We start from the raw sequence: 13458 nt of genomic DNA, 5'->3' as shown, positions 1-13458 counted from the left end.
CGGCAGCAGTGAGCAAGCCTCAGATCGGCGACGGGCTAGCGGAGGGTGTTTCCTTTGGCCCGCACCCAAGATATGAGCCGAGTTTTCCGCGTGTCCGAAGCGTTGGAATATGGAATGGTCGGAATCAATACCTGGCGTCCCGGCGTGCTTCTTACCTCAGCGGTGTGGTGGTGGACGCCGATGGTGGTGGCCGGTTCTCAGGATAGGACAGGGGCGGGCGACGGTATTGAGCTCACCCGAAACAATGCGCTGCTGAGGGCGGCGCACTGTTTGGGTCGGTTATTACAGGCGGGCTGGGCAGGTAGAGATCAGCTCGGTCCGGTCTGCATGGACGAGTACGTTGTGCTCGAACTTCACGTAGCCAGTGTCTTCGCGACCTGCCATGCATTCAATTGCGATAGCCATTCCGGCCTCAATTTTCGTCTCGTTGCCTGGAACAAGCCACGGCGACTCCCACCCGATACCGTACGAGTGGCCGTGCAGCGGATAGCCACAGTAGATTTCGCGCTTCTGAAGCTCGGCAAACACGACGTCATAGAGTGCTTGCGCAGAGATGCCTGGACGGCATGCTGCGACGCCGGCATCGATAGCCGCGATCGCTCCGTCATACACCTCGTTCTGAGCCGAGCTCCATTTCCCACCCGTGACGACTGTCCGGGAAAAATCCCAGCAGTAACCCTCGACTGCAGCGCCGTACATGTCACAGTGAAAAATGTCCCCTGACTCAAGAGGACGAGTTGTCCACTGTGGCGCCATCCCGTCGGCGTAAAGTGCCGAATGGCGACCGGACGAACAGGCAGCGTCGATCATGGCACTGCCGCGGCGTATAGCCACGTTGTAGGCCTCGGCTACTGCATCGGCTTCAGAAGTCCCTGGAGTGGATGCACTCTTCATCATGGCTTCCATCGAGGCATTTCCGATGACGGCTGCTTCGCGAAGTAGCTCAAATTCAAACTCCGACTTGTGAGTTCTCAACGCTTCAATCACGTAATCAAGCTCGATGAAGTCGACTCCTTTTGCGGAGTTCAGCAAGCGCTTGTAGACGGAAGCTACCAGCCACGGCCCAGCTACTAATCCAACCCTGGAGTTGCCAAGGCCCATCTCACGCAGCGTTGCCGCTACTTTATCCGGAACGAAGCCATCGGCTGAGCGGACGTCTTGAACACTGACGATGTCTCGGCGGATCGCGGGTGACTCCGTGATCAGGATAGGCTCGCCATTGACCGGGATGATTACAGCGCCATGAGACAGTCCAGCCCAGAGGCCAGGAAGATCCGGGGCGTAAGGGAATACGGGGCAGTAGTTGGCGAGGTAGATAAGATCGTTGGCAGTGTCCACCGTCCCCCCACCTTTCCCCCAAACCACGAGAGCCTCAACACCGCATGCTTTAGCTGATGCCTGGGCACGTTTCCATCGGTTTTCGTATTCTGCTCTTGGTGTGCGATTGGTAAGCAAGGTTGTTTCCTCATGCGTAGATGAATGGATGCAACCAGCTTAAGGGGGAGGACTGTTGACGATAAGTGGTGAAGATGCGTATAGGTTATGAACCTACGGTTCATAGTTGAATGACGATGATTACGGCTGCACCTGCTTTCGCACCTTCTTTGCTCCCAGCACTATCAGTGTTTGTCATGGTCGCCCGAACATTGAGTTTCACAAGGGCCGGAGCTGAGCTCAGTGTCAGTGCGACGGCGGTCTCCAAGACCATTAAACAACTGGAGGCGACCCTTGGCGCGCGACTCTTGAATCGGACAACTCGGAGCGTTTCGCTAACCGATGCAGGGGCTCAATTGCTTTCGGCATTGGGGCCCGCTCTAGCATCCGTAGAAGGCGCCATCGAGCTCGTACGTTCTTCATACGATCAGCCCAGTGGTGAGCTTCGCATCAATACATCTCATGTCGCATTCGTGACCATGGTGGAGCCTTACCTCGCCGAATTCCTTGCCCATTACCCAGATATAAATGTCGAAATATCAGTCGACAATGAGCTCACTGACATCGTTGGCAATGGGTTTGATTTGGGCATCAGATTGGGCCATACGGTGCAACGGGATATGGTGGGCATACCGTTAGGTGTGCCGCAGCATCGCGTCGTTGTGGCCTCCCCAGACTACTTGCTCAAGTGCGGCGTGCCGCAAACGCCTCAAGAGCTCGTCAGCCATCGCTGCATCAGGCAGCGGTTGCACCCGCGCGGGCAATTTTACGAATGGGTGTTTCGAATGGGGGGGCGTAACGTACAGATCAACGTCGCTGGCAACTTGATCGTTGATGAGATGAGAGCCGTGGTCTCAGCGGCCTGTAACGGCGTAGGTGTCGCCTACGTATTCAAACAGTTCGCACAGGCTCAGATTGCTGAGGGAGCTTTGCAGGTGATACTCGAGAGCTACAGCCCTCCCGGCGAGCCTTTCTTCCTTTACTACCCACACAGGACTCAGATGCCAGCGAAGCTTCGGGTATTCGTGGACTTTCTCAAGAGCAAATACAGGTAGCCAACACGCCCACCATATTCTGGAGAGTGGTTCTTCAGACTTTTAAGCAAAGAAGACATTTAGGTGGGGGGAAGCTGCGAGCCAGCTTCCCCTGATTCGGATACCTGGACAGCGGTTTCAGCCTTCCAAACCGGGGCTAGGTCAACACATGCTTCCTACGGTTTGAAATGCAAAGTGCCGCAATCAAGGAGCGCAGTGGGAGTGATCTCCGCTCAGCAAGGGCAGCTTGGCCAAGTTCTTTTGTAAGGGTTGGATATCCCTGGGCAGATGCTCAGCAAGGGTAAGGGCCACGACCTCCACACCGGGCTATTGAACAATTGGCCACGAAAAAGCGACGGGGCAAGCGCGACCAAGTCAAAATGTTCCAGCAGTTCTGATGCCCCGCAGTCCTTGAGCCACCGAGTGATCTCTACAAGGCCTTCGCTGAGTTCCTCGCCCGAGTATGCAGTCGCGCGCCAATTCTCTATATCTTGCATACCCGATGCTGAGATCTTTTCCTTGCCAAGGCCGACGTATAAAAGCCGGCTGCCAGGAATTGGCCGTTGGGCGAAGCTCGACGCAAATACCTACGTCAAATAGATCGCTTAAGCCAGTTCGCTTTCTTTGATATTGGCAATTGGGCCGAGAATCGATGGATCGAAGTCCTGCAGGTCTTCTCCGTTTTTGGCACGAATTGGCAGATCAGGGTTTGCGAGCGCGCCTCTGCCATAGGCAATGACATCGGCACCTTCCTCAAGCAGTTGCGCTGAGCGGTTCAGGTCGTGGAGTGAACCGTTCGTGATCACGGTCACTCCAGGCGCGTACTGCCTTGCAAGCGTGGCAAGACTTTTCTCTGTATTGGAGAACGCTGGCTGCCACGCTTCGAATTCAGTGACGTGGATATAGTCCACTCCGAGGTTGGCAAGAGCCTCGAACACCACCTTGGCGCCTTGCTCTCCCTCCGACCATTTGTGGAAAAAATCATTAACTTTGCCTTGGGATATCCGCACGCCCAGAGCAGCGCCTGGTTTGATCGTTTTCTTCACCGCTTTCACGGTTTCAAGGATCAGCTGTACTCGGCTAGAGACGTCACCACCCCAGCGATCGGATCGGCTGTTGCCGTAATCGGTGAAGAACTGGTCGAGCAGATAGCCATTTGCGCCGTGAATTTCTACTGCATCAAAACCAGCGATATGGGTAGCAAGATGCGCTGCGCGTGCAAAGCCCTCGATCGCATCGGCAATGTCTGCTTCCGAAGCTTCTTTAGGGATAGGGAACTTCCCTTTGCCGTAGTAGGAAGTCATTTGCTCACCACGGGGCTGGACAGCGGAGGGGCCAATACTGCCGTTCACGAATCGATTGCCCTGTACCAACGGACCCGCATGCATGAGTTGGGCTGCGATCCTGGCTCCAGCCCTGTGAGCCTGTTCTACGATGGTTTTCCAGGACTCAGCTTGAGTCTCATCACTCATCCCTGGCTGGAGCAGGTTACCTTGCGCGTACTTTTGATCCGTATAGAGCCCTTCGGTGATCAGCAGTCCAAATCCACCCGTGGAAAAACGCTCGTAGTACTTCGCCATGAGCTCCGTTGCACAGCCTTCTTCAGTGGCACTGACACGAGTCATTGGCGCCACCGCGAAACGGTTCTTGAGCTGAAGTGGCCCTGCATTGTGAGGTGTAAAAAGCGGATCTTTAGCGGTCATAAATTTCTCCGAAGGGCTGTTGCCCATGTAGTGATTCATGGCACCAAGATACGTTGCTCGGGTGTGGCTTAGAATTGAGGCATTCAGATAAGGCAGTGTAACGATTAGCGTTAGATAACCACTAGGGGACTGTTCACGCCCAGTGGTTGGCGGAAGCAGGAATGATGAACAAAAGGATACGGATGACAGATCCGCTTTTGCTGCGGCATGTCGAGCAGGACAAATCTCAACTCACTTCATGGAAGCAATGCTGGGGTAGGGAGCGCTCCTGCAGTTCAAAGAGACGCTCGCGGCAAGCAATGATGCAGAGGAGGGTGACCGGCAGGGAGCGGCCCCGCCGGTGTTTGAACGACGCTCAGCCGAGCATGAACCGCATCACTGAGTGATGGTCATGCTGCTGGTGGCCTGGACTGAGCCATAGCGGATGCGCGGATACGCCGGATCGGCGTAGCTGAAATCCATCACCGTGCCGACGGAACCGAAGTACAGGGCCTGGCAATTGAAGTTCACCGCTACCTGGCCACCGTAAGGGACTACCCCGATGGCGACCTGGGTCGGCCCGGTCCATTCGATCTTGCAACCCAGCGTACCGCCCGCTGCGCCGGCATTGTATCCGCGGCAGTTCAAGGTGGCGTTGCCGTTGCTGGTATTGGGCAACCCCGCCCATTTGGCGATGGCCAGGTTGGCCGAACATGAGGTGTTGACGCTGCTGGCGCCCGGGGCGAGCTTGTAGACCCCGGACGGTGGCGCAAGCGTTGCCGTGACAGGCGTCAGTGGCAGCGGGGCAAGGCTCGATGCCGCCTGGTTTGCCACCGCCGTGGTGGGCGACGGCGGGAGCTTGCACACCACCACGGCGCCGACGTCGTCGGACTTCTTCAACTCACCCAGCGCAGTGATATCGGCGCCGCCCTTCGACTCGCAGAAGAGTTTGCGTAACTGGGCTTTTTCTTCGCTGTCAGCCGTGGATGAGGCTTGGGCCAAGGGTGCAAGTGCCAGACCAATGACTCCAGCCATCAGCAAGCTTGAAAGATTCATGATCGATTCCTTATCGGGGTTATGACTTGCAGCACCCTATGAGCGCCAGGTGGTTTTTTTCATGACAAAAGCTCGGGTGTTTCGCGCAAACAGGGCCGCTGGAACTTTGCCCTCTCGGGGCTTGACCTGATGCCGCTATTTGCTGTTGAATGCGCGCCCTAAAGCCTCTGCAACCTTTTCTCCAAGTGGTGAAGCCAGTGCCCTACGCCAGCCAACACGCCTGATACCGACGACGGTCCATCCTGCCTGATGGCTGCCCGTGCTTGCGCGCGGCGGCACTTCACTGCCATGCCTGCCTGATCCTGTCGTTGGTTTTTCTCTATTTTCGAGGACAAACCCATGCACATGGATATTCGTGCCACCGCGCACAACCTGGAACTGCTCAAATACCCCCGCACGCCCCACCTGCAAGGCTCGCGCCTGCAGGATGGCGACACTGACACTGGCCAGGTGCGCTATGCCGCCCTGGCCGGGCAGTGGCTGGTGGTAGAAGAAAAACTCGATGGCGCCAACGCCGGCATCAGCTTTACCGCAGGCGGCGAGTTGCGCCTGCAGTCACGCGGTCACTACCTCACCGGCGGTGGTCGCGAGCGCCAGTTCAATCTGTTCAAGCAGTGGGCCTCGGCCCATGAGCACTGGTTGCTGGAGCGCCTGGAAGACCGCTTTGTGCTGTATGGCGAATGGCTGCACAAGAAGCACTCGGTGTTCTACGACCGCTTGCCACATTACTTCTGCGAGTTCGATGTGTGGGACCGCGCCACAGGGCTGTTCCTCTCCACCGCGGCGCGGCGGTGCCTGCTTGAGGGTGGGCCGGTGCTTGCGGTGCCGGTGCTGTACGAAGGCCCGGCGCCGCGCCGGCATGCCGAGCTGATGGCGCTGGTGAGCGATTCGCTGGCCAAGAGCGCGCGCTGGCGCGAAGTGTTCGAGCAGGTGGTACGCCGTGAAGGCCTCGACCTGGCCCGTGCGTGGCGCCAGTGTGACCGCTCCAGCCGCATGGAAGGCCTGTACCTGAAGCTCGAGGATGAGCAGCAGACCCTTGGCCGGCTCAAGTGGGTACGCCAGGACTTCGTCCAGGCCATCCTCGATGCCGACCAGCACCATGCCAATCAACCCTTTATCCCCAATCAACTGGCCGACGGCGTCGATCTGTATGCGCCGCGCCTGTCCATGGACTGGCAGGGCCCACGCCACGGCTACTGAAGGAGCATCCCGAAATGGATATTCGACAACTGCAACAACTGGTCCCCGAGCCGGGACGCGATATGGACGCCGCCGCCTGCCTGGTGGCCATTCCGGCTCTGGCGCGCCTGGCCGACACACCGCAAGACCCGACCTACCACGCCGAGGGCGATGTGTGGATTCATACCCGCCTGGTGGTCGACGCCTTGCTGGCGCAACCCGCCTACCAGCAGGCCAGCGCCGAGCAGCGTTTTGTGCTGTTCTTCGCTGCCCTGCTGCACGACATCGCCAAGCCCGACACCACGGTGATCGACCCGGATACCGGGCGTATCGGCCAGCCCGGTCACTCACGCCGGGGCGCGGTGGATGCGCGGCTGCTGTTGTGGCGCGCCGGCGTGCCTTTCGAGCTGCGCGAGCAGATCTGCCGCATCATCGCCGTGCACCAGGTGCCGTTCTTCGCCCTGCAGGGTGATCGCAGCGGCCGCAGCGCTGAGTTCCTGTTGCACAAACTGTCCTGGGAACTGCCGCTATGGATGCTCTGTGCCGTGGCCGAGGCCGATATGCAGGGCCGCAACTACGCCGGCAAGGCCGATGTACTGGACGCCATCGAACTGTGGCGCGAACTGGCGGAGGAGGAGGGCTGCCTGCACGGGCCGCGGGCCTTTGCCGACGACTACACACGCATTCAGTACCTGCGTGGCGCCCGAGTACATCCCGACTACCCCTTGCATGCGCCGCAGGGTTCGTCGGTGGTGATGCTCTCGGGCCTGCCGGCCAGCGGCAAGGACACCTGGACCGCACAGCACTACCCGGATCTGCCGGTGGTGTCGTTCGACGACGCGCGCCAGGCCCTTGGCCTGCGCCATGGCCAGAACGAGGGCGCCGCTGCGCACTACGCCATCGACCGGGCCAAGGCCCTGTTGCGCGAGCACAAACCCTTTGTGTGGAACTCGACGCACCTGTCGACGCAGATGCGCAACCGTACCCTGGACTTGCTCTACGGTTACGGCGCGCAGGTGGAGATTGTTTACCTGGAGCGCCCCGAGGACGAGATCATGCGGCGCAACCAGAAGCGCGACACCTCGCTGCGCAACGATGATATCCGCCGCATGCTGTTCAAGTGGGAAGTGCCACTGCCGACCGAGGCACACCGGGTTGTTTATCAGGCAGTGACGGGGTGAGCGGTCCTTATGGAGAGTCGTCGAGGAGGCCGTTCAAAATCCAATACAATGGGTCAGACAATACAATGATTGATAGCCTGGAAGTTCAAGATTTTTGATCGCCTTGAAGATACGTTACTTGACGCTAACGTATCTTTCGGCGAAATGACACGTTAGTACGCTGGCTATTTACTGAGTTTGATTTATGGCGGTGTGCTCGCCAACATATCGAAAAAAATTTTCAAATTCAGCACATGAAAAGAGCAAAGGGGATGTGACGCTCTCGAAGTAAACAGAAGAATGACTTAATGAGCACGGATGGAGCCCGCCTAAAAATGAAGCTTACAGATGTCTACAGTAAAATAATCAGCGAAGAACCGTATAATGACATGGATGTATTCTTTGAGAACTATGAAAGCTTTGAAGAGATTCCGCTTGTGTCAAGATACAGCCGCTTAAAGCTCTTAAAGGATGAGATGAGCGGCAGCGGGGCTTCTAACTTTCTGACAGGGCTCGCTGTATTTCTTTTGAATACTTTAAGATTGTTAGAAGTATCAAGAGGTGAAAGTGTGTTTTTTGCCGTGACTTTTACAGACTTTGAGGGGCTGGAGGAACAAGGCGTCCTCATACCTAATATATTTATTTATCCAAAGCCAGCCTCGGTCGGATTTTTGGAAAAAGTACGAGAAAATGATGGAAGTCTTGAGTCACGGGAGATGAAGGAAGTAAAAAGGCATTTTTCCAACTGCGGGGTAGAAACTGCTTTTGATTTTTATGAAAGTAGATTTCATGACGCCGTTTGCGCTGAGGAAATTTTAAGGATCTTTGCTGTTCCCAGGACTTGTTGAGTGCAAAGAACTCGTCTGTCTGTTGCTGTTGATACGTTTTTGACCCATCTTTAAATATAGCCAGAAATAGGCCGCATGGATCATGAGCCATGAATGCAAATGCAGGCTCTCGATGCTTGTCTCCTTACGCAAATCAACTCGTTGATTGGCCACTTAGAGGTCGACCTCAATGTCCCGCTTTTGCCTGGCGGCGAGTGACTCAGAAAGACGCCTCATTTCCTTCGGTTAATCTCCGCAGCAAAACCTGGCGCTACAGCAAGGTCTGCAGGAGCTGCGGCTCAAGGTCGAGCAGGATCGCATTGCTCAAGAGGTCTATGCCCGCAGTGTCGAAGAGCGTGCCTACCGCGAGATCGACCGCGCCCGTGAAGAAAGCAAGGCGCGCGCGGCACAACTCAAGGAAACGGGAGCGCACCTGTATGACCTGCAGCAACGTCTGCATGCCACCCAGTCGGAGTTAGCCGCGGCGCGTGAGTGCACGGCAGCGGCGGTGGCCCGTGCTGACACCCTCGCACAGGAGCTGGCGTCGATGCGCAACGCTGCAGCCCGTAAGCCAGCCGCCAAGCACAGCTGAGCTTGTGCAGCCATACGGCGTTGACGCTTTGCGAGTGGCTGCTATTGCGCGTTGGGCTCGAAGGTGAACGTCTTATCTAATCGTCGACGCCGAGTGCCGGGGCCAGCTTTCGTAACACCGTGGCTAAAGTAATGATTTAGCGACTTACCGCCTCAGTGCTGAACGTGACGCGCAGAGAAAGACTCGGGACTTCTCCGGCAACGTCAATCTGTCGCCGCGCTATGCCCAGCTCAACTTTGGTTACTCACGCAATGGCCAAGACAGCACGAGCTATAGCGGGCAGCTACATGGCGGCGTGGCCGTGCATGAAGGCGGTGTAACGCTGTCACCGTATGAATTGTCCGACACCTTCGGCGTGGCCAAGGTGGGTGATGTTGGCGACGTCAAGCTCACGACCCCGAGCGGTCCTGTCTGGACCGACCCATGAGGTAATGCGGTAATTGCGCAGCTCAATGCCTATAAAACTCTCGGGTGGAAATTGAGACTAAGAGCTTACCGCGCAACGTGGATATCCAGAATGGTTTCAAAGCCGTTTCGGCCGGTAGGGGGTCGGTTAACAAGCTGGACTTCCCGGTGGTCAAGTCTCGAAGGGTGTTATTGCAAATCACCGATGTGGCGGATAAACCGATCGACAAGGGCGCTGCAGTACTGGATGCCAAGGGTAACTTTGTTACTACCGTTGTGGATGGCGGCAAAGTGTTTATCACCAACGGACAGCTAAGTGAGGCGTTGAGTATCAGTCTCGGAGAGGGCAATTCCTGCTCCGTCGATTTCGAACTCCCGGATGAACCGGATTTGAATGTCTATTTTGAAACGGCCAAAGCCACCTGCACAGCAAATTGACCAACGATCCCGTGTAGGGAGTAGGAGCATCTATGAGCGTTAGAATGCGTCACCCGAAAATTATTGCATTGGCGTCAGGTCTGATTTGTGCAGTGTTTCTCTCCGGCCAGACGTTCGCCCAAGAGTGTCAGATCAATTTGAGTGAATCAAACATGGACTTCGGTCGGGTCACGCAACGCAGTTCAAGTGACCCACTTGATATGGGCAATCTGCATGCATTGGGTAATCGTTTTATTAGCTTGCACACCAGTTGCCCGGGGGCCTCGAAACTGATGTTGCTCCTGCGGGGTGATGCCCTTGGGGAGCAGTTTCGATTCGCTAAACAGGGGCGCGTCAGTGTGAGTTTAAGCAATGCCGTGCTTGATGGCCGCAATGTAGAGTTGGCGCAGACCAAGTCTGTCGGTGCTGCCCTCGGCCCGCATGGTTCATCCATTGAGGCAGTACCTGGCGACAGGGTAATACCAATCAGCGGCGGGCTACCGGCTGAGGGCTCTGTTCTATCTCTCCAAGTCGAGATTCGACCGGTAGTTCCTGTTGCCGAACTGCTCCCACCACACCTGGCAACCACTAGAACCTAGGGAACTCTGAAAAAGACTTCCAGAATTGGTGAAATATCCGCCTCACACGAACCGAACGGTTGAGCCTCGATGAAACAGATGTCCTTCGCCGATGCCGAGTACGCGGGTAAACGTAAGCAGGCCCGCCGCGAGCGCTTCCTGAATCAAATGGATCAGGTCGTGCTGCATTGATCGAGCCGCATTATCCAAAGGGTGACGGTGGTCGTCCGGCGTATCCGTTGATGGCCATGTTGCGGGTTCACCTAATGCAGAATTGGTTCGGTTACAGCGATCCGGCGATGGAGGAAGCCCTCTACGAGACCACTATCCTGCGCCAGTTTTCGGGGCTGCGTCTGGATCGGACTCCCGATGAAACGACGATCCTCAACTTCCGGCGTTTGTTGGAAAAACATGAGTTGGCAGGCGGGATTTTGCAGGTTATTAACGGCTATCTGGGCGATCGTGGCCTGATGTTGCGCCAATATACGGTGGTCGATGCAACGATCATTCATGCGCCCAGTTCGACCAAGAACAAGGACAGCAAGCACGATCCGGAAATGCACCAGACCAAGAAAGCAAACCAATATTCATCGCTCAGCAGACGACGCTCTTTGCTCTGTCGAACTTGTGGATGATGCGAAAACGGCTGCTGGTTGCGGGAGAGGTGCACGTCTAATGCGGGAAAACTCTTGAAAATTCGCCGTTTAAGGGCGAGACGATGAATTAAGAACCGGAAAAGTCTGACTTACGACCGAGTAAGTGTTTTTTGAATCTCGAACAGAGAGGGAATCAAAGATCGGTGGGTACTTCAGGCCTTCCCTAGATGGTTTTTTTGACTGGATCTCAGTTTGCTATCATAAAAAAGGAAAGGGTGCCCAGAAGAAATGTACAAAATTCCTTGCATCGTTCAAAAACCAGTATTAGATTCCAGCCTCATTGATTGATTGATTGATTGCGTGAGAAAGCCCCTACATTCATAGCCAGAACTAACACATTGGAAATGTTTAGTAATGTCTAGTGCTTAAACTCTCAGGGATCTGCCTTATGGGAAAGCCATTGATTTTTGTTGATTCGCGAGATCGCAAAAGGATTGCTTGAATGACTGGCCCGCCAGCAAGGTGCTTCTGCACTGAACGTCTCGATCTTTTTTTTCGAAGGAGGAGGCAGTTTTTGCAGTGGCAGAAGGGGAGAGAGAGGGCTGCTGCGTAAGAACTCTGGAAATGCCCTAAACAAAGTCGGCAGTATCTAGATCTAGCTGTTTCTCATCTGAATGGTGTATTGCATTCTGGAACTTTGTGTTTCCGCATGAAGGTCAGAGATACGCAAAGCCGATAGGTCGTTTAATGTAGCTGCTGGGCAACGATCGGCGTTTGGGGTTGTTCGCGTATCAGCCTATGATAAAGCTGTCAGAGAATTTCGACAGGACTTAGTATTGTAGTCCTCAGAAAATGGATGAGGATAATTATTTTAATCCTTGTTCTTGGTGAGTTGTACTTAATAGATGAGGTTCGTGAGTTTTGGCAGTGGTTGGTATGCAGGTTTTTAATAAGAGCGTTATTATGTAATGAGCCTATGCGCCTTATGGAGAATATGTTATGAATCGTCAGTTTGATGTGGCGGTGTTGAAGACCTTTCATGCTGTGGCACGTTTTGGCAAGTTCAAGGATGCAGCGATATATGTCAACCGCAGTGCTTCAGCTGTTACCGTTCAAATCCATAAGCTTGAAGAGCAGGTTGGGCGCCGGCTATTTAATCGCAACAATAATTTCGTTGAGTTGACCCCGTTTGGGCGCCGGCTGCTAGGGTATACAACCGACTTCTTGGTTGCCCATGACCGGCTAATAACATCCTTATCTCCACAACGCCTTTTGCTCAAGTTGAGGCTTGGGATACCAGATGTCTACGTGGCAAAATTTATGAAAGATTTGCTTCCGACTTTTACGCTCAGTAACCCGATGCTGGAGTTGGAGGTTGAAGCCCGTTCAAGTGGGGAGTTGTTTGATCTCTTCTCACAGCAGATGCTTGATATCACCCTGTTGGTTACTTCTCAATGCCTGCAAAATGGGGAGCTTCTCTGCTCAACGTCACCCCGCTGGGTTGTTTCGCCAGCATTCAAATACGACCCAGACCAGCCACTGCCAATTTCTGTCCATCTTCATGGTTGCCCATACCGTGAGGCGACTATTCGAGCGCTCAAGACGGCAGGAATAAAGTTTCGAATATTTATGGAAAGCTCCAGTTTTACTGCCGTTGAAGCTTCAGTGATGAGTGGGTTGTCCGTCGGCGTTATGGAAGATGGTTTAATTGATCGGCAGGCCATCAGGAGTGCGCAAGGGATTGAATTCCCCGACTTGGATGAACATTTTATATATTTGTTAACAAGTAGTGCGAGCCCCGCGGCGGTGCACTTGCGCAATGCCATTTTTGAGCAGTTTGCCAAGAGTAAGCATTTGCTTGGTATCGTATAGTAAAGTTGGGTTTTATGTCGACTTAGGGCTATTAATGGTCCCTTTCCGCTTTTGTGAAAACATCAGGCTTATTAATATTTAGTTGGTCGTTCACTAAATACTCTAAGGAGGGTCTGAAGTACCCACCGATTTTTGATGCCCTCTCTGCTTAAGGCTCAAAAATAACTTACTCGATCGTAAATCAGGCTTGTCCTAATTTCTTGTCTCTGGGCAGTGTGTGGTCAATTCTTTTGTGCGTGGGTATTTATGCTGTCCTGGACGGCGCGCACTTCTTACGTGAGTTCAATTTCTCTTCAATATCACAGATCCGATGAATGTAACTCCTCCCTAATTCGCTGGGAATAAAGTATTTGTTTGGTTTTTTTCACGGAGCGTGAAGAAGTCTGATCTTGTTTTGTTTTTTAAAATCATTGATTTTGTTTTATGTTATTGGTTCGTGTTATTGGATTACGGATTCGTTTTTTTTCAATTTGGTGTGATTGGATGTCCAGAGCTTTGCTGCTAGGCTGCATCTAGTTCGGTTGCGTTGTCATTTGATCCTTTGATTATCTGCTGTACTCAAGGACTCTATATCTATATTGAGACTCGTAGAGCCTTTATGGATTCGTTTTTCATGGAGCTATCAC

General features: G+C 54.2%; 11 protein-coding genes and 2 pseudogenes. 9 read left to right on the top strand and 4 right to left on the bottom strand.

All coding sequences use genetic code 11. The annotated features are described in order from the left end of the window. Nucleotides 1-282: 282 nt before the first annotated feature. Complete coding sequence (locus tag GV819_RS25625) at nt 283-1338, bottom strand: M24 family metallopeptidase (protein WP_161758838.1); 1056 nt, start codon at nt 1336-1338, stop codon at nt 283-285. Between the two features lie 227 nt (nt 1339-1565). Between GV819_RS25625 and GV819_RS25620 the strand changes: the two genes are divergently transcribed. Further along, complete coding sequence (locus GV819_RS25620) at nt 1566-2489, top strand: LysR family transcriptional regulator (RefSeq protein WP_161758837.1); 924 nt, start codon at nt 1566-1568, stop codon at nt 2487-2489. Between the two features lie 584 nt (nt 2490-3073). Here GV819_RS25620 and GV819_RS25615 read toward each other — a convergent pair. Both GV819_RS25615 and GV819_RS25610 read right to left on the bottom strand, forming a co-directional pair. Continuing rightward, complete coding sequence (locus tag GV819_RS25615; protein ID WP_161758901.1) at nt 3074-4171, bottom strand: NADH:flavin oxidoreductase; 1098 nt, start codon at nt 4169-4171, stop codon at nt 3074-3076. A 375-nt stretch (nt 4172-4546) separates the two neighbouring features. Next, nucleotides 4547-5206, bottom strand: coding sequence for a hypothetical protein (locus tag GV819_RS25610; protein WP_161758836.1), 660 nt, complete (start codon nt 5204-5206; stop codon nt 4547-4549). Nucleotides 5207-5545: 339 nt separating this feature from the next. Between GV819_RS25610 and GV819_RS25605 the strand changes: the two genes are divergently transcribed. From GV819_RS25605 to GV819_RS25595, 3 genes are all read left to right on the top strand, one after another. Then, entirely contained in the window at nt 5546-6406 is an 861-nt protein-coding gene (locus tag GV819_RS25605) for an RNA ligase family protein (RefSeq protein WP_161758835.1), read from the top strand. A gap of 14 nt (nt 6407-6420) precedes the next feature. Next, nucleotides 6421-7566 (top strand): AAA family ATPase, encoded by a 1146-nt coding sequence (locus tag GV819_RS25600; RefSeq protein ID WP_161758834.1) that lies wholly within the window; start codon nt 6421-6423, stop codon nt 7564-7566. Between the two features lie 287 nt (nt 7567-7853). Next, complete coding sequence (locus GV819_RS25595) at nt 7854-8393, top strand: Imm15 family immunity protein (RefSeq protein ID WP_161758833.1); 540 nt, start codon at nt 7854-7856, stop codon at nt 8391-8393. A 250-nt stretch (nt 8394-8643) separates the two neighbouring features. Here the strand turns inward: GV819_RS25595 and GV819_RS25590 are convergent, their stop codons facing one another. After that, nucleotides 8644-8832 (bottom strand): hypothetical protein, encoded by a 189-nt coding sequence (locus GV819_RS25590; RefSeq protein WP_161758832.1) that lies wholly within the window; start codon nt 8830-8832, stop codon nt 8644-8646. A 283-nt stretch (nt 8833-9115) separates the two neighbouring features. On the opposite strand from GV819_RS25590, the pseudogene GV819_RS33570 reads away from it, so the two are divergent. The 5 genes and pseudogenes from GV819_RS33570 to GV819_RS25565 all read left to right on the top strand — a co-directional run. Beyond that, nucleotides 9116-9391, top strand: a pseudogene (locus tag GV819_RS33570) (fimbria/pilus outer membrane usher protein); the annotation flags it as partial. A gap of 44 nt (nt 9392-9435) precedes the next feature. After that, the gene (locus GV819_RS25580; protein ID WP_161758831.1) at nt 9436-9807 is read left to right on the top strand and encodes a FimD/PapC C-terminal domain-containing protein; all 372 of its coding nucleotides are present in this window, start codon (nt 9436-9438) and stop codon (nt 9805-9807) included. 32 nt (nt 9808-9839) lie between these two features. Further along, a complete protein-coding gene (locus GV819_RS25575) occupies nt 9840-10385 on the top strand; it encodes a hypothetical protein (RefSeq protein ID WP_161758830.1) in 546 nt (181 codons plus the stop codon). 69 nt (nt 10386-10454) lie between these two features. Next, nucleotides 10455-10951: pseudogene (locus tag GV819_RS25570) on the top strand (IS5 family transposase); the annotation flags it as partial. A 1008-nt stretch (nt 10952-11959) separates the two neighbouring features. Next, a complete protein-coding gene (locus tag GV819_RS25565; protein WP_161758829.1) occupies nt 11960-12832 on the top strand; it encodes a LysR family transcriptional regulator in 873 nt (290 codons plus the stop codon). Nucleotides 12833-13458: the final 626 nt, after the last annotated feature.

It is taken from the genome of Pseudomonas sp. Fl5BN2, assembly GCF_009908205.1.
Classification (GTDB): Bacteria; Pseudomonadota; Gammaproteobacteria; order Pseudomonadales; family Pseudomonadaceae; genus Aquipseudomonas.
This window is presented reverse-complemented; position numbering and strand designations above follow the sequence as displayed.

What these genes read in the sequence shown, in the direction of transcription:
- GV819_RS25620 (WP_161758837.1), top strand. Translation starts at nt 1,566, where the DNA reads ATGACGATGATTACGGCTGCACCTGCTTTCGCACCTTCTTTGCTCCCA.
- GV819_RS25615 (WP_161758901.1), bottom strand. Translation starts at nt 4,171, where the DNA reads ATGACCGCTAAAGATCCGCTTTTTACACCTCACAATGCAGGGCCACTT.
- GV819_RS25610 (WP_161758836.1), bottom strand. Translation starts at nt 5,206, where the DNA reads ATGAATCTTTCAAGCTTGCTGATGGCTGGAGTCATTGGTCTGGCACTT.
- GV819_RS25605 (WP_161758835.1), top strand. Translation starts at nt 5,546, where the DNA reads ATGCACATGGATATTCGTGCCACCGCGCACAACCTGGAACTGCTCAAA.
- GV819_RS25600 (WP_161758834.1), top strand. Translation starts at nt 6,421, where the DNA reads ATGGATATTCGACAACTGCAACAACTGGTCCCCGAGCCGGGACGCGAT.
- GV819_RS25595 (WP_161758833.1), top strand. Translation starts at nt 7,854, where the DNA reads ATGAGCACGGATGGAGCCCGCCTAAAAATGAAGCTTACAGATGTCTAC.
- GV819_RS25590 (WP_161758832.1), bottom strand. Translation starts at nt 8,832, where the DNA reads ATGCAGACGTTGCTGCAGGTCATACAGGTGCGCTCCCGTTTCCTTGAG.
- GV819_RS25575 (WP_161758830.1), top strand. Translation starts at nt 9,840, where the DNA reads ATGAGCGTTAGAATGCGTCACCCGAAAATTATTGCATTGGCGTCAGGT.
- GV819_RS25565 (WP_161758829.1), top strand. Translation starts at nt 11,960, where the DNA reads ATGAATCGTCAGTTTGATGTGGCGGTGTTGAAGACCTTTCATGCTGTG.